Consider the following 16,253-nt stretch of genomic DNA (forward strand, 5'->3'; position numbering starts at 1 on the left):
TATGAAAAAAATATTAATCGCATTACTTTTAAGTGTTTCTACAGCTGTATTTAGTGAAACCCCTGATGTGTTACTGCAGGCTAAATTAAATGGAATTCGTTCCATGACAGCTGTTTTCAAGCAAACAGTAAAAGCAAAGCATCGGGTAATATCTACTTCATCAGGAACCATGGCATTACAAAGACCTGGTCGATTCCGTTGGCAAACTGCACAACCGATGGCGCAATTAATGGTTGCTGATGGTCAGAAAATTTGGGTCTATGATAAAGACTTAGAGCAAGTAACTGTTAAAACACAACGAAAAGGTTTGGGGGGGACGGCTGCTTTATTCTTAAGTGGTTATGATAACACCGTAACCCGAGATTTTAATGTGAGTCAGAGTACTGTAGGTAATAACCTGGTCTTTGATCTGAAGTCAAAATCATCTAAAGCAAATTTTCAACGTATAAAACTGGTATTTCGTCAAAATAATCTCACTGGGTTGGAGTTATACGATCAATTAGGCCAAGTGACTACCGTTCGATTATCAGAAATTAAATTAAACCCGAAATTGGCAACCAGTTTATTTCAATTCAAAACGCCAAAAGGGGTTGATGTGGTACAGCAATGAGTTTGTTTGAGACAATGCCCAATACGCCACTAGCAGAACTTTTAAGACCCAAAAGTCTGGATGAAGTGATTGGGCAAAGTCATTTATTGGGTGATGGTAAATCTTTGCGACTTAGTTTTGCGAGTAAAAAACTTCATTCGATGATTTTATGGGGGCCACCAGGAGTTGGTAAAACAACAATTGCCCGTATTGCTGCTGATGCATTTGATTGCGACTGGATTGCACTTTCTGCAGTTTTCTCAGGAGTTAAAGATATTCGTGCAGCGGTTGAGCAAGCTCAGGATAATTTAACCCACGGTAATCACACAATATTGTTTATCGATGAAATTCATCGTTTTAACAAAGCCCAACAAGATGCGCTATTGCCTTACACCGAATCAGGTTTGGTCACTTTTATAGGGGCTACAACAGAAAATCCTTCTTTTGAAGTGAATTCCGCTTTGTTATCGCGTGCTCAGGTTTATGTTTTAAAATCTTTGACTGATGAAGAGTTGAGACAATTGTTTCAAAAAGCATATCAAGCAGTTTTATCTCCTATTCAATTCGATGATGCTGCACTAGAAATAATCATTGGATTTGCTGATGGTGATGCACGACGATTATTGAATAGCCTTGAACAATTGCATGCTGCGTGTACTGCATTGAATAATGTGCATGTGACTAAAGAATTTGTAATGAATGCTCTGGCGGAACAAGTCAGGCGTTTTGATAAAAGTGGGGAAAATTTTTACGATCAAATTTCGGCGCTGCATAAGTCAGTGCGTGGTTCTAATCCGGATGCTGCACTTTATTGGCTCTGTCGTATGTTCGATGGGGGAGTAGACCCTCGTTATTTGGCGCGACGTATTGTGAGAATGGCTTGGGAAGATATTGGCCTAGCTGATCCCCGTGCCGCCCAAATTGCAAATGATGCAGCAGTGACTTATGAACGATTAGGTTCTCCTGAAGGAGAACTCGCATTGGCACAAGCGGTCATTTATTTGTCAATCGCTGCAAAAAGTAATGCGGGCTATGTTGCTTTTAACCAAGCGATGGATTTTGTAAAGCGAGATAAATCGCGAGAAGTTCCTGTTCATTTGCGCAATGCACCTACACGCTTAATGAAAGAGTTAGGATATGGAAAAAAATATCGTTATGCTCATGATGAGCCGCATGCGTATGCAGCTGGAGAACATTATTTACCAGAAGGAATGCAGGATCCTGGATGGTATAAACCCGTACCACGTGGTTTGGAACTAAAAATAGCAGAGAAACTTGCCTTTTTAAAATCACTGGATGAAAAGAATCAGAAGTCATAATCTGCAATGTAGCCTGGGTGCTTGCAACCGGAGGCGCTATTCATTATCAGTCCTGGCTGCAAGCAACCAGGTTAGCTCAGATCTCGTTTTATAATTTACAATCCACCACATTCCAATTTGACTCAACGATATTTGCTCCTGCTTCATGATATCGACTGTAGTTAAACATCAATGGTTTGTCATGACTAAAAAAAGGTGCGTATGAATTTCTATAGGTTATTGGGTTATCTGTTAGGAAGACAGAGCAAGTATTTGGCAACAATTGTGCAACGCTTTTTATATTTTTATAACGCGAACTCCCACTAATGTATCCGTGATCAAAACCTAAGAAAGCCAGATAAGGTTCTCCGTGACTTTCTTTTTCAATAATTTTTGCTGCAAAACCATTGAAGCTACGAATTCTGAATTGGTCATCTCCATCTAAGTATTTACTCTGAAAGCTTTTAATATAAGATAAAATTGCAGGATAAGAGTCTAGAGCAACTACGCGTATACCTGCTTTTTTGGCTGCCTTTACAATAGCAGTATAACCGGAAAAGCCACAATCACTAGCCAAGTCTTTACAATGTAAATAAGCCGCTAATTCAGTAGGAAGTTCTTCATGGGGGCTATTAAAATACTCATCAAGTAATTTTTGATGACGATCATAAAGGAGAAACTCAAAAAACAAAGTTTTTACACCTAATTGTTTAAAATATTCTAAATTTTCTGCGAGGAATTTTTTGGGAAATTTATGATGATGAATTTCACAAAGATAAATTCCCAAGGAAGTTGCGTTTTTATTTTTTAACTCATTGAATGATTTTTTTAAGGCTTCCTTTCTTTGCGGTACTGATAAATAAGAATGTGATGCTTGGGAGAAGCTCCAACAATTATGGGGATAATTTTTTTGCTGTGATAAGTCAACGGATAATTGACATAAAGATTTAATTTCAGAGACATATTCTTCTGCTGATTTATGATGCCAAAGCACATAGTGATTGCCTTCCCAGCTTGAACTAAAAGGCTGTTGTGTTAGATGGAGTTGCAGCTTGTTATCAAAATTTGTATACGTGATTAAAACATCCAGCTCATCTGGATGGTAATCAAAATGAATTTGTCGTTTCTCATCATCAAAATAAATTTTGATGTGTTCCAACGGAAAGCCTTTTATAACCAATGCAACAATTAAGTCCTGATAGCATTGTTTGATGATCGGATAATCGATTTCATCAATAGACTCGTTGTTTACCCCTTTTAAAATGCATATGCTCATAGATAAGCCCTCTAATGTGTAACAAGGGCGCTTTTTTTTAGAGTATATCCTGAACACTGGTATTGGGAATGCGAGGTTATAGCGCCATATTCGACAGCGCATGCCCAACCTGAAAAACAGTGTTCAGGTTGGGCATGTGCATAGTCATGTTAAGACGCATTAGTGTCATAAAATCACATTTATTGATTAATTTAATATCAATAGGAGTAACATGGTTATTATTTAATGTCAATAAAAAGAGGGAGCAAAGTTTAATATAATTAATTACATGATTTTAAATATATTTTCATTTTATCTTAAATTTGTTACAGTCTTCTTATTAATTATAATAATTTCATCCAGTATGCATTATTCTAATTACCAAACATGTGCTGTAAGACCACATATACCTCTTTCTGAGTGGGATATTTTATCTAGCTTACCAACGGCTTTGGTTATTATTAATTCCCAAGGGCGTATCGTATGGCTAAATCCACCAGCTGAAGCAATGCTAGGATATGGATTACTCGATTCCTTATGGTTAGATGTAATTTTACGCGCTTTTGTTCCTCGCGCAGATGACGGTCATGAAGTATCTCTTGCAGATGGTCGCCGCGCCCATGTAGCTATAGCAACTTTGGACAGTTTACCTGGAATATTAGTCAGTTTAACGGATATAACTGCTACAAGAGATTATGAAAAAGCTAAAGAAAATGAAAAGCGTTTAGTCTCAATTGGTACCATGACTGCACAGCTTGCACATCAAATTAGGACACCCCTGGCTTCGGCAATGTTGTATACAGAACATTTGAATAATCTCCCTGATCTAGATGTACGCACTCAAAGTTGGATTCATCGATTGCAAGAGTGTCATACCAGCATTGAGCAGCAAATTCAGGACTTATTACTGTTTGCACGAGGCACAACAATAGAGCCGACGAGAATGGATATGAGTTATTGGTGTTCTTTACTTGTACAACGTGCGCAACCTTATGTTTTGGCTCGTAATGTAACTTTCAATGTGAACAATCAGTTGTTTACTGGTGAGTCATTAATTCATTCAGAGTCATTAATTGGTGCTGTTTTAAACTTGGTGATCAATTCATTGCAATCTGATGCAACAGAAATTAATTTAACACTTGCATCTATGGATGATTCAGGTATACAAATATTAGTAGAGGACAATGGTAAGGGAATGACAGAAGAGGTGAAGAGCCAAGCGTTTTCACCTTTTTATACTACAAAGGCTCAAGGTAATGGTTTGGGTTTGGCAGTCGTTTATGCAGTAGTAAAAGCGCACGGCGGTCGTGTGAGCCTCGAATCTACAGAAGGAGTAGGTACACAAGTTAATTTGTTTTTGCCGTAATATGTTGAGTCGTCATCCTGAGCATGGCAGAGTACTTCTATTTAAATTCATGAAGCACTTTGTTACGCTCGGGATGATATCCTTTTTATAACACTTAGAAAAAGGACTTTTTTATGAGTCATGTTTTAATCGTTGAAGATGATCCAGTATTAAGGGAAGCGCTGGCTGAAACAATGACTATTGCTGGCCATACATATATTACCGCTAAAGATGGCAAGGAAGCTCTAGCCCTTCTTGAAATTCATAACCCATCTGTTGTTTTAACGGATATTCGCATGGATGAACTTGATGGCAATCAGTTACTCGCAGAGATCCAAAAAAGAAGACTTGGATTGCCTGTGATTTTGATGACGGCTTATGGATCCGTACAAGATGCAGTGAATGCGCTTCATCATGGCGCAGTAGATTATTTACAAAAGCCATTCAGTGCTCAGGTATTAACTGAAAAAATCAATCAATACATTAAAGTAGAGTTTGATGAAGACACTGGAGAACCCATTGCCAAAGATCCTAAAAGTCAGGCTTTACTGACTATGGCATTAAAAGTTGCACAATCGGATGTTGGTGTGATGATTAGTGGTGAAAGTGGGACCGGTAAAGAGGTTTTAGCTCACTTTATTCACGATCATTCGTCGCGTAAAAAGCAGCCTTTCATTGCAATTAATTGTGCAGCAATCCCTGAGCAAATGCTGGAGGCTACTTTATTTGGCTATGAAAAGGGCTCTTTTACTGGGGCTTATAAATCAACTCCTGGAAAGTTTGAGCAAGCACAAGGTGGGACTTTGCTTCTGGATGAAGTTAGTGAAATGCCCTTAAGTTTACAGGCTAAACTGCTTCGTGTTTTGCAAGAGAAAGAAGTGGAGCGAATTGGTGCTAATAAAACAATTAGCTTAGATGTACGCATATTAGCCACCACCAATAGACAACTTAAAGATGAAGTAAAGGCAGGACGTTTTAGGGAGGATTTGTTTTATCGTTTGAATGTTTTTCCCTTACAATGGCACCCCTTACGTGAGCGAAAGAATGATATTATTCCTTTAGCGAATTATTTGATACGTAAACATTGCCAACATAAACAGCCCGTGGTCCCAGTGATTTGTCCTGCTGCTCAGAAACTGATGCTGGCTTATCCTTGGCCAGGAAATGCGAGAGAGTTAGATAATGTGATTCAACGAGCATTAGTGTTACAAACGCAAGGCATTATAGAAGCAGAGCACTTGCAATTGTCATTAACTGCAACATTGATTCCTGAAACAACTCCAGCTGCTCACAGTAAAAATTTGCAAATTCATGAATTTGAATTGATTGAAAAAACTTTATTGGAGAATGAAGGGAATAGACAAAAAGTAGCTGCTTTATTAGGTGTGAGTGAACGAACATTACGTTATAAGCTAGCAAAAATGCGCGAAGAAGGGTATACAGTATAAAAGATTGTGTATGCCTGGGTAGATAGAAGGGACAATAAGCAAACAATTAAGAGGTAAATAGGGATATGAGTGATATTAATACAGTAAACCTGCTAAACCAGATAAAGACAATGTCTGCTAAGGCCGAGGGTGGAGTTATAGAAACAGAGACGAATCAATCTCCCTTTGGTACAGTATTCCAACAAGCATTAAACCAAGTTAATGATTTAAACCAAACCGCCGACGCTTTAAAAACCCGTTTTGAAATGGGCGATCCTAATATTAGTTTAGGGGAAGTGATGATAGCAACCCAAAAGTCCAACTTGGGGCTTGAGGCTACTGTTCGAGTTCGTAACAAAGTGGTACAAGCATATCAAGATATAATGAATATGCCAGTATAATTAGGAGCTTGATATGGCGTTGGCTGATAGTGCATCAACAGTAGCAGCAAAGTTTGCAAATCTATCTATTGCCCGACAAGTAGGCTTGTTAATAGGGATAGCAGCAAGCATAGCAATTGGTTTAGCAGTAGTTTTATGGTCTCGCGATCCAAATTATGTACCTTTATACACACAAATGAATGCACGTGACGCAGCCGAAGTGGTATCTGCACTCGAACGTAATGGTATAGATTTTAAGATTGACAGTAATAACAGCATGGTTATGGTGGCTGCAGAGAATCTGCAACATGTACGCCTCAAATTGGCAATGGAAGGATTACCTCGTGAACCAGCGGGTTCAGATGAACTTTTTTCCAACTCCAACGCATTTAATAGCAGTCAATTTATGGAAAATGCACGTTATAAACAGGCATTGGAAGCGGAGTTGGCACGCACTATAAGTAAATTCAATGATATTAAATCAGCCCGAGTGCATCTTGCAATTCCGCGTGAGTCAGCATTTGTTCGTGATGCACATGAGCCGAGTGCATCGGTTTTTCTTGATGTTTACTCCGGTTTAGAACTTAAAAAGCATACGATTGCTGCTATTGTGAATTTGGTTGCATCCAGTATTCCAAACCTATCAGCAAGTCGTGTTACTGTAGTTGATCAAGATGGGCAGTTATTAAATGAAGGTGGCGGGCAAACTCTTTTTTCAGATACCGAACGCTTTTTAGATTACAGGCAAAATTTAGAACGTCAGTATGCGCAAAAGATTCAAGATATCTTAACGCCAATACTTGGTTATGGTCGTGTTAGAGCAAAAGTTTCTGCTGATGTTGATTTTACAAGTTACGAGCAAACACAAGAACTGTTTAATCCGGAGCAACCTTCTTTGCGTAGTGAACAATCTATGGAAGAAAAGCGCAGCGCTTCAAATGAAGCAGTTGGAGTCCCTGGCACTTTATCCAATATTCCACAAAATAATCCTGCGCTTGCTCCCAAGAATACTCCTCCTAAAAATGCACCGCCACAAGCACAAACGCAAACTACATCCGATACAAATCAAGCCACTGATTCACGTACACAGAGTACTAAAAATTTCGAGTTGGATAAAACAGTAAGCCACACTAAAAATCAACCGGGAACAATTAAACGACTTAGTGTCGCTGTTTTGGTAGACAATCGAGCGGTGATGGATGAAAAAACTAAAAAAATGACTAAAACCCCGTTGACTCCAAAGGAAATAAAGCAAATCCAATTGTTAGTTGCTGATGCCATTGGATTAAATGCGCAGCGAGGCGATAGTTTGAACGTCATCAATACTGATTTTGTTAAGCCTGAACCTATAGCAGCTATTCCTGAGGAGCGTTTTTGGCAGAAAGATATTTTCTGGTCCATAGTCAAGCAAGCAGCAGGTGCCTTATTTGTTTTGGCATTAATTTTTGGTGTGCTAAGACCTATGCTTAAGACGTTGGCAAGTAATCGAAATGTTGGTAATGTTCCGACTGAGGAGCAACCTCTCGGTAATTTAACCTATGATGGGACAATCTCAATCAAAGATGCAAATGATTATGAGTCACAATTAAATTTATTACGCCAGGTTGTTGATAAGGAACCCAAAAGGGTAGCACAGGTTGTTAAAAATTGGGTTGATCGGGGGTAGTTATGGATGGAATAGAGCGCGCAGCCATTTTGCTATTAAGTATGGGTGAAAAAAATGCAGCTGAAGTATTAAGACATCTAGAGCCGAGACAGGTACAGAAGGTTGGTGTTGCAATGACGACACTCAGTAATGTAACTAAGGCGAAAATGGAAAATGTTTTGATCGAGTTTACGAACGCGATTGGAGAGCAGACAAGTTTAACAGTAGATACAGAGCATTATTTGCGTACTGTACTCATTGAAGCATTAGGATTGGAAAAAGCAACTCCATTTATTGACCGGATCTTAGTATCTGATAAAGACAGTGGGCTTAATCGCTTAAAATGGTTGGATGGTCGCTTAATCGCCGATGTTATTCGTAACGAACACCCGCAAATTATTGCAACCATATTAATTCATTTGGATAGTGAGCAAGCTGCTGAAGTAGTACGTTATTTTAGTATGGAAAAACGATCGGAAGTGTTATTGCGTATGTGTAATATCGATACCGTTAAACCAGAGGCCATTTCAGAGCTTGGGCAAGTCATCGAAAAACAACTCAGTGGACAGAAGATAAGTAAAAGCGCCTCCGTAGGAGGAATTAAGAGTGTTGCAGATGTGATTAACTATTTTGATGGCGCTATGGAAGAAGAGGTACTGAATAAAATTAAAGATTGGGATCAAGATCTAAGCGAAAAAATCCGCGACAAAATGTTTGTTTTTGAGAATTTGGTAGATATGGATGATCGAAGCATGCAAACATTATTACGTGATGTGACACCCGAACAATTAAAATTGGCATTAAAAGGTACTACTGAGCCAACTAAAGAAAAAATATTTTCCAATATGTCTAAGCGAGCTGCTGACTTATTGCGTGAGGATATTGAATTACAAGGACCGGTCAAGGTTGTTGATGTGGAGCGTGCACAACGTGATATTCTCGCCGTAGCCAAAAATCTTGCTGAAGATGGCAAAATTGCACTGGGTTCTAAAGGTGGCGATGAGATGATATAGGCTGTAGTCTGGTGTGAATACCTCGCCATCTTGAACGAAGCGAGGGCTCTCTAGGTTGTAGCACTGTGCTATGATAGGAGATTTGTTGTTGTAGCCGGGATGATGGTCAAAAGGCTACTTTTTTATGATGGAATATGATTTCAGGATGATAAGTATATGTCGAATGAATTTGAGCCCTACTTGAAGAAAAAAGGGAATAATCAGGGGTTTAGTGTTTGGGAATACGAATCGATTATTGATAAAGAAGCACAAGTAGAAATTAATGAGGAAGAGCGCTTTCTTGCTGAATGCGAGCGGTTAAAAAATGAAGCGATAGACAAAGGTTATGCAGAAGGGATGCAACGAGCCCAGGCTGAAATTACTGAAAAAAGACAACAGTTTGTACGTTGGTTTGATATATTAAAAAATCCTGTAAAACTTCTTGATGAACAAGTAACCCAAGAAATAATTCAAACTATAATTTGGTTAAGCCAACATTGTATCGGTGTTGAGCTATCTGTTCATCCGGACAAGTTAAAAAATTTATTCGACTCCATCAAATCAGAACTACCCTCCTTAAAAGCGTACAAAGTGCTTGCCATGCATCCAGAAGATGTGAACTGGGTTCAAAGTGAGTTTAATGAAAAGGGGATAGACGGCTTACAGGAAATTTTGGTAGCAGATCCTTCATTAAGTCGAGGTGATTTTTATCTAAAAGGTGAGTATAGTGAATTAGATGGTCGAATATACACCCGTTTAACGACCTTATTCGCGAAACATATAACTCAAGATAATCTGATTACACCTATGAAAGATCAGGATTGATCGATGAAAATTTATGAACCTCATTTGATTAAAATACTTCCTGAAATTCGTGAAAAAGAGCAACTAGGATTATTGCATTGTGGTCGCATAAGTCGTGCTGTAGGTCTCACTCTGGAGGCCAAGGGGTTCAATCAACCTGTTGGAGCACGTTGTTTTATTACCATTGATGCCTCACATACTATTGAAGCTGAGGTAGTTGGGTTTGGCCATGAACGGGCGTATTTGATGTCTATAGGTGCGATCCAGGGACTTGCGCCAGGGATGATTATTACGCCAACAGGACGTGTTGCACAAGTTGAGGTAGGAAGCCAATTATTGGGACGAATTGTAAATGGTTCAGGAACGCTTATAGATGAAGGAGCCCGTCTTGAGCTAAATGAAGCGTACCCTTTAATTAGCCCGGCTATTAATCCTTTAAAAAGAGCGGTTATTGATACTCCTTTAGATGTAGGAATACGTGCAATTAATGGACTACTTACTGTTGGACGTGGTCAGCGAATAGGACTATTTGCAGGTTCAGGAGTGGGGAAATCTGTTTTGTTAGGCATGATGACCCGGTTTACCAAAGCAGATGTTGTGGTTGTTGGATTGATTGGTGAGCGGGGTAGGGAAGTCAAAGAGTTCATTGAATTAAATTTAGGTACAGAGGGCTTAAAACGTGCGGTTGTCGTCGCCGCTCCTGCAGATGAAAGTCCACTAATGCGATTACATGGCGCTAAAGTTGCTACAAGTATTGCTGAATATTTCCGTGATCAAGGCAAACATGTCTTACTCCTTATGGACTCTTTAACTCGTTTTGCGCAGGCACAAAGAGAGATTGCTCTTTCTATAGGTGAAGCACCAGCAACTAAAGGTTATCCGCCCTCAGTTTTTGCTGAACTACCCAAACTCGTTGAACGTGCCGGTAATGGCGAACTAGGAAGTGGTTCGATTACTGCATTTTATACTGTTTTAACTGAGGGGGATGATTTGCAAGATCCCATCGCTGATTCTGCGCGGGCTATTTTGGATGGACATATCGTATTAAGTCGCTCTATTGCTGAAGAAGGACAATACCCTGCTATTGATTTGGAAGCGTCTATCAGTCGTGTAATGCAAACTATAGTATCTAAGCAACAAATGGATGATATGTTATTATTCAAAAAGAATTTATCGCTTTATGAAAAAAATAAAGACTTCATATTGCTTGGTGCTTATGCCAAAGGAAGTGATCCAAATCTTGATAAGGCGATTCAAGCGAGAGATAAAATTCGCGAATATATGGAACAAGGTATTAATGAGCGGTTTGATTATAAGGACAGTGTAGATATGTTAACCCATTTAGCATCATCTTTTGGAGCTAATGGATGAGCCAACGATTAGAACGTTTAAAGCAGCTTCTGCAGATTAAAAAGGATGCGACTCAAGCTGCATATCAAGAACTCTTAAAAGCGCAAGAGCAATTCAAGCAAAATAAAATAAAACATGAGCAATTAGTGATTTATCGTCAGGATTACCTAAAGCAAGTTGAGAAAATTGGTGAACAAGGAACGATAGTTGCCCGACTACGCAACCGCATCGATTTTATTAGCCATTTGGATACAGCTTTAATACAATTGAATGGGCATTTGGCTTATTTAGGAAAGGTAAAGGCTAAGGCCGAACTTAATTATAAGCAAGCGAAAATTTCTGAAGAAGGAGTCAGCCTTTTGATCGAGCGAGTTAATAAGAGCGAACAAGTCAAATTACAGCGCATTGAGCAAAAAGAAAATGATGAGTATGCGCAAAAGCAATGGTATAGTAAACACACCAATGAGTAATCGAACACTAAGCGTGAACAAAGTACTAAAAAGAATTTGGATGCTTTTAGCGGTCTTGATTATTTTTATGGCTGTATTATCCAGCATTTTTCGTTCTCTGACTCCCTGGGCAAAAGAATATAAGGGAGAAGTCGAGCATCATCTGTCAATTTTAATAGGACAACCGGTAACCATTCAAACCATGGAAACTGGATGGCATTGGTTTCAACCGATGCTTAAATTGAATCAAGTCACTTTGGGAGACGATTCAAAACATAACTTTCGTATCAATAAATTGTTAGTTGGCATTAATTTATTTAAATCCCTATGGAGTTGGCAGATACAACCCGGGGTTCTCTATATCGACGATATGCATCTGAATTTGAGAGAAATAGATAATCACTGGGCTATCGATGGTGTTGCAACTGACTCATTAAATACCAGCGATATGACCCCAGAGAAGACCAAGCAAATTTTGATTTGGCTATCACAACAAGAACATTTGATCATTAAACATGTTACCGCATATTTCCATTTTAGTGATGGAGGATTGATTCCTGTTAATGTGTTAAATATATCTGTGGCAAATAGAAGCGGGCATTATAAGTTTAAGGGCGAAGCACGGCTTGAACAAACAAATAGCACTGATTTTCGACTTTTAGGCGATGGATATTTTGATCCGGAACACTTTGAGGACATTGAAGGAAAATTTTATTTCTCAGCTAAAAATATAGTACCTGCTCAGTGGCAAAGTCTATTCCCAAAGACAACGGAGCATTTAGAAGGTGGCAAGGGTAATATTGATTTATGGCTCGATATGCATCATGGTGCAGTTTCTTCAGTACAAGCACAGGTATCATTTAAGCGACTTGCTTGGCGGTTGCTGAATAATCAACAGAGCCAATTGATTCAATCATTCTTTGCTAACCTTTCTTGGAAACCCGATAATTTAGGTTGGCAGCTCCATATTGATCCAATCAAATTACGTATCGGTGGTGTAACATGGCCTGAGAATCAATTATTGCTGAAATACAATAAGGAGCAACAAAGTTATCTATTATTTGTAAAATCAATCATTATTGAATCATTGTTGTCTAACGCCATTAACTGGCCAGAAAGTATCCAGGGCTTATTGGACATGAAACCAAAGGGAGCCTTAAAGGATACCCAGATTCTTGTTACATTGAATAACACTGTTTCAGTCATTCCTCCAATTCCATTTTTCGGTACCGTTGCAAACGAGCACTCACAGACACAATCTACAACTTCTTCAGCCACGGCACAAAACTCTATGGATCTAGTACAAAAAGGCGAGAAGTTTTCCATTAATGATTATTCAATAAATTATGTTTTAACACGATTTGAGCAGCTAGGATGGAATGCTAAAGACAATATACCCCAAGTAAAAAATCTTTCTGGTGTAATTAATTGGCAACCTGACCAGGGGCGTTTGGAGTTTGACTCTGAAAATACATCAATTAAAGTAAAAGGTTATCCAGAGCAAACATTGACATTACTCAATGGTGCTCTTGAGTGGAAAGAGTTGAGTGATGGTTTACGCATTAGTATGGAGCGATTTGTAATAAATCAGCCAGAGCTCACATTAAGTTTACAAGGTGCTGTAGATCAAGTGACTCGCCACTCTGTAGGCCATATTCGTCTTGGCCTAGAGTTTGCTGGTAAAAACTGGCAGCAATGGACTGTGTTTTTGCCTAAAAAATACATGAAACCCAAATTATATTTCTGGCTAAAAAATGATGTGAAACGTATTGCTGAGGCCAGTGGAAAAATAACACTCAATGGTTTAGCCAAAGATTTCCCTTTTGATAATAATACAGGCGAATTCTCTATAGAGAGTTATGCAAGCGGGGGAGAGATTGCGATTAACTCCAAATGGCAGGTCGTAAAAGAGATCGATGGATACATACATTTAAAAAATCGTAACCTCAATATTGATATAGTCCATGCTAATTTTCATGGTGTACCTGCAAAAGATATGCATTTACGTATAGATAGCATAGGGAATAACAAAGAGAATTTATTGGTAAATGGAACAATTGATGCATCAGTACAAAAAATGATGAATTATGTTATGGCTTCTCCTTTAAGGAAAAAGCTATCACTCTTGAAAATGCTTTCGGTGAAAGGTACAGCGTTAGTCAAATTAAGCGTACAAGTCCCTTTATATCCGGAAAATGATGATGTACTTGCGAAAGGTAATGTGACATTAAAAAAAAACACCCTGCTGGTGAATTATGAGTTAGCTCAATTTGCTGCACGAAATTTATCAGGTACGTTGATGTTTGATGAAGCAGGAGTAACAGACAGTTACCTTTTTGCTGATATCTTGGGACACCCAATGAACATCAAGATTCAATCGGTTAAATTACCCAAGCCTGCTACTACGATTGCTATTAATGGAAAATGTTCTGTTGATTCCTTGAAGAATCAATTTAAATTACCTTTGTTTGATTTAGTGGAAGGTTCTTTTAATGCAAATGCTTTATTAAAGTTAAGCGATAAACCTTCTGAAGCGGACAGCATTAGCTTTAATAGTACTTTGGAGGGCTTAGATGTCAACTTGCCTGCACCTTTAGGTAAAAAATCAGATACAAAGGCACCACTGGAGTTAAATCTTGAACTCAAATCAAAAAAATTAATTCGCTTGCGTGGTCGTTATGATAATCGTTTAAGTGCTGATTTGTTATTTAAAAACGCGAAGGAAGGTTATGCCTTTAATTCAGGCCAATTACGTTTAGGTAGCGAAAATGCTGTAAATCAGAATTTACCAGGATTGTCTGTTGTTGGCAGGTTACAAGGATTTGATCTACAAGAATGGAAAGACATATTTGATCAATTTCCTGCAGCGAAAACCAATACCTCTATGCTGTCAAATCTGCGAATTATCAATGTAACCATAGATAAGCTCGATTTTTTGAGGCAACAGTTTAATCAAATGGTTGTTAAAGCAAAAATATTGCCTAATAAAGACTGGTCTTTTAATTTACAACAAAAAAATATTGCAGCTGACTTAACCTATCGTCCTCTTGCGAATGAATTAAGTGGGCATGTGCGTTATTTGCATTTGGACAAGATTGATACCGCAAGTGATGAACTTGCTGAGACGACACAACTGCATCCGGATCAAATACCAAACCTTAATTTACGCATTGACAATTTATCTGTGGGTAAAATACAAGTTGGTGATTTAACTTTGAAAAGTCAATCGACTGCTGAAAAATGGAAAATGGAGTATTGTCAGATTAATTCTCCAGTATATCAGATCAATGCCCAGGGAGAATGGACTCAAAAAGAGAATATAAATCAGACCAATCTTGATGTAAAACTGAACATCACTAATTTAGCTAAAACTTTAGAGCGTTGGAATGTAATGCCTGCTGTTCATGCCAAAAAAGGATATATGGAGTTTCATGGCGGTTGGAAAAAAGGTATATATCAATTTTCTCTTGCCTCGCTGAAAGGTAATATGTATTTACAACTTAAAAATGGAAGAATTACGCATTTAAGCAAGGAAACTGAAGAAAAATTAGATCTTGGTAAGTTATTAAGCATCCTAAGCTTACAGACTATTCCACGACGCTTACAGTTAGATTTTAGTGATTTGGCGCATCAAGGATATAGTTTTGATATTTTTGAAGGTAACTTTGTTGTGAGTAAAGGAATTATGAGTACACAAGACAGTTATCTTGATGGCCCAGTTGCTTATGCAGGCATGAAAGGAGGCCTTGATTTGGTCAAACATACTTATGACCTGAATTTAAAAATATCGCCACATATAACTGCAAGTTTACCGGTCGTCGCGACGATTGCGGGAGGCCCTGTGGCTGGTGTCGCTGCTTGGGTGGCGAACAAAATTATTAATCAAAGCATGCAAAAAATTTCTGGATACAGTTATAAAATTTCAGGGCCATGGAATGAGCCTGTTGTACAGCAACTTAATATTGTAAAGAAGCTAATGAAAAAAGAAGCTCATAACTGAGAGGCCGTAGCTTTGTAGCTTGGGTGCAACGGCAGCCGACCCCGGAAGCTTAGCGTCACCCATTGTTGCGCTCGGAATGATTCCACGGTACCCAAGCTACAAAGTTATAAAAAAATCCGGGTTATAAAGCACTCTGCTACAATTAACAAAAAAAACGAAGACTTGAATGTTACATCTTATATTTGATCGTTATTGGGATATTTGCTTATTAAGAGATAGCCCAGAAAATACGCCTTATTCCGTTACTCGAATGGTTTTGAGCGGCATTTTGTTGGCGTTACTGATGACGGTTGAATGGAATTATTCTTATTTTAACTCTTCCGAAGATATGATAAATAATGCATTTATTTCGATATGCCTGGTCATTTCTTATGTTATTTATACTTATCTAATTTTGTATTTTAAAGGATTGACCACTCGGCTGGTACAAACCGTTACCTCATTATATTGTATCAATATTGTTATCCATATATTGGTCACTCCTTTATTGATCCTTGCACCTTATTTATCGCTTATTCATTTAAGGAATCCTTTATTTTTATTTGTTGGTATTGTCTATTTATTTTTAAGTTTAGGCTTATCTGTTTGGGAATTTGTTATCACTGCACATATTTATAAATTCGCATTAAACATAACAGCAATTCAATCCGTATTAGCGGCATTTGGTTTAATTGCAGTTAATGTTTTAACTGTTTCTTTATTACAATGAGATTAGGATT

General features: G+C 38.3%; 13 protein-coding genes. 12 read left to right on the forward strand and 1 reads right to left on the reverse strand.

Annotated elements, in window-relative coordinates; genetic code table 11:
- Window position 1 precedes the first annotated feature (1 nt).
- Together lolA and Lste_RS18375 are read left to right on the forward strand one after the other, a co-directional pair.
- Window positions 2-610 carry an outer membrane lipoprotein periplasmic chaperone LolA gene (gene lolA, locus Lste_RS18370; protein ID WP_058512420.1) on the forward strand — a complete coding sequence of 203 codons (609 nt, stop codon included), beginning with the start codon at window positions 2-4 and terminating at the stop codon, window positions 608-610.
- A complete protein-coding gene (locus tag Lste_RS18375) occupies window positions 607-1,908 on the forward strand; it encodes a replication-associated recombination protein A (RefSeq protein ID WP_058512421.1) in 1,302 nt (433 codons plus the stop codon). The genes lolA and Lste_RS18375 overlap by 4 nt, the downstream gene beginning before the upstream one ends.
- 88 nt (window positions 1,909-1,996) lie before the next feature.
- Here Lste_RS18375 and Lste_RS18380 read toward each other — a convergent pair whose 3' ends face one another.
- A complete protein-coding gene (locus tag Lste_RS18380; protein ID WP_058512422.1) occupies window positions 1,997-3,163 on the reverse strand; it encodes a TraB/GumN family protein in 1,167 nt (388 codons plus the stop codon).
- A 343-nt stretch (window positions 3,164-3,506) separates the two neighbouring features.
- Between Lste_RS18380 and Lste_RS18385 the strand changes: the two genes are divergently transcribed.
- From Lste_RS18385 to Lste_RS18430, 10 genes are all read left to right on the forward strand, one after another.
- On the forward strand, window positions 3,507-4,508 hold the full coding sequence (locus Lste_RS18385) for a sensor histidine kinase (RefSeq protein WP_058512492.1): 1,002 nt from the start codon (window positions 3,507-3,509) through the stop codon (window positions 4,506-4,508).
- Window positions 4,509-4,621: 113 nt separating this feature from the next.
- Window positions 4,622-5,935 (forward strand): sigma-54-dependent transcriptional regulator, encoded by a 1,314-nt coding sequence (locus tag Lste_RS18390; RefSeq protein ID WP_058512423.1) that lies wholly within the window; start codon window positions 4,622-4,624, stop codon window positions 5,933-5,935.
- 65 nt (window positions 5,936-6,000) lie between these two features.
- Window positions 6,001-6,315 (forward strand): flagellar hook-basal body complex protein FliE, encoded by a 315-nt coding sequence (gene fliE / locus Lste_RS18395; RefSeq protein WP_058512424.1) that lies wholly within the window; start codon window positions 6,001-6,003, stop codon window positions 6,313-6,315.
- 13 nt (window positions 6,316-6,328) lie between these two features.
- A complete protein-coding gene (fliF, locus tag Lste_RS18400; RefSeq protein WP_058512425.1) occupies window positions 6,329-7,960 on the forward strand; it encodes a flagellar basal-body MS-ring/collar protein FliF in 1,632 nt (543 codons plus the stop codon).
- A gap of 2 nt (window positions 7,961-7,962) precedes the next feature.
- Window positions 7,963-8,952 carry a flagellar motor switch protein FliG gene (fliG, locus tag Lste_RS18405; protein WP_058512426.1) on the forward strand — a complete coding sequence of 330 codons (990 nt, stop codon included), beginning with the start codon at window positions 7,963-7,965 and terminating at the stop codon, window positions 8,950-8,952.
- Between the two features lie 156 nt (window positions 8,953-9,108).
- The gene (locus Lste_RS18410) at window positions 9,109-9,756 is read left to right on the forward strand and encodes a flagellar assembly protein FliH (protein ID WP_058512427.1); all 648 of its coding nucleotides are present in this window, start codon (window positions 9,109-9,111) and stop codon (window positions 9,754-9,756) included.
- 3 nt (window positions 9,757-9,759) lie between these two features.
- Window positions 9,760-11,106: a flagellar protein export ATPase FliI gene (fliI, locus tag Lste_RS18415; protein WP_058512428.1), complete on the forward strand. Its 1,347-nt coding sequence runs from the start codon at window positions 9,760-9,762 to the stop codon at window positions 11,104-11,106.
- Entirely contained in the window at window positions 11,103-11,555 is a 453-nt protein-coding gene (gene fliJ / locus Lste_RS18420; RefSeq protein WP_058512429.1) for a flagellar export protein FliJ, read from the forward strand. Before fliI ends, fliJ begins: the two co-directional genes overlap by 4 nt.
- Window positions 11,515-15,534 carry a YhdP family protein gene (locus Lste_RS18425; protein WP_272947128.1) on the forward strand — a complete coding sequence of 1,340 codons (4,020 nt, stop codon included), beginning with the start codon at window positions 11,515-11,517 and terminating at the stop codon, window positions 15,532-15,534. Before fliJ ends, Lste_RS18425 begins: the two co-directional genes overlap by 41 nt.
- Before the next feature lie 166 nt (window positions 15,535-15,700).
- Window positions 15,701-16,243: a hypothetical protein gene (locus Lste_RS18430; RefSeq protein ID WP_058512431.1), complete on the forward strand. Its 543-nt coding sequence runs from the start codon at window positions 15,701-15,703 to the stop codon at window positions 16,241-16,243.
- Window positions 16,244-16,253 lie beyond the last annotated feature (10 nt).

This window comes from Legionella steelei (assembly GCF_001468005.1).
In the GTDB taxonomy this organism is placed as follows: domain Bacteria; phylum Pseudomonadota; class Gammaproteobacteria; order Legionellales; family Legionellaceae; genus Legionella; species Legionella steelei.

Coding starts and splice junctions, on each gene's coding strand:
- lolA (WP_058512420.1), top strand. CDS start 2: ATGAAAAAAATATTAATCGCATTACTTTTAAGTGTTTCTACAGCTGTA.
- Lste_RS18375 (WP_058512421.1), top strand. CDS start 607: ATGAGTTTGTTTGAGACAATGCCCAATACGCCACTAGCAGAACTTTTA.
- Lste_RS18380 (WP_058512422.1), bottom strand. CDS start 3,163: ATGAGCATATGCATTTTAAAAGGGGTAAACAACGAGTCTATTGATGAA.
- Lste_RS18385 (WP_058512492.1), top strand. CDS start 3,507: ATGCATTATTCTAATTACCAAACATGTGCTGTAAGACCACATATACCT.
- Lste_RS18390 (WP_058512423.1), top strand. CDS start 4,622: ATGAGTCATGTTTTAATCGTTGAAGATGATCCAGTATTAAGGGAAGCG.
- fliE (WP_058512424.1), top strand. CDS start 6,001: ATGAGTGATATTAATACAGTAAACCTGCTAAACCAGATAAAGACAATG.
- fliF (WP_058512425.1), top strand. CDS start 6,329: ATGGCGTTGGCTGATAGTGCATCAACAGTAGCAGCAAAGTTTGCAAAT.
- fliG (WP_058512426.1), top strand. CDS start 7,963: ATGGATGGAATAGAGCGCGCAGCCATTTTGCTATTAAGTATGGGTGAA.
- Lste_RS18410 (WP_058512427.1), top strand. CDS start 9,109: ATGTCGAATGAATTTGAGCCCTACTTGAAGAAAAAAGGGAATAATCAG.
- fliI (WP_058512428.1), top strand. CDS start 9,760: ATGAAAATTTATGAACCTCATTTGATTAAAATACTTCCTGAAATTCGT.
- fliJ (WP_058512429.1), top strand. CDS start 11,103: ATGAGCCAACGATTAGAACGTTTAAAGCAGCTTCTGCAGATTAAAAAG.
- Lste_RS18425 (WP_272947128.1), top strand. CDS start 11,515: ATGCGCAAAAGCAATGGTATAGTAAACACACCAATGAGTAATCGAACA.
- Lste_RS18430 (WP_058512431.1), top strand. CDS start 15,701: ATGTTACATCTTATATTTGATCGTTATTGGGATATTTGCTTATTAAGA.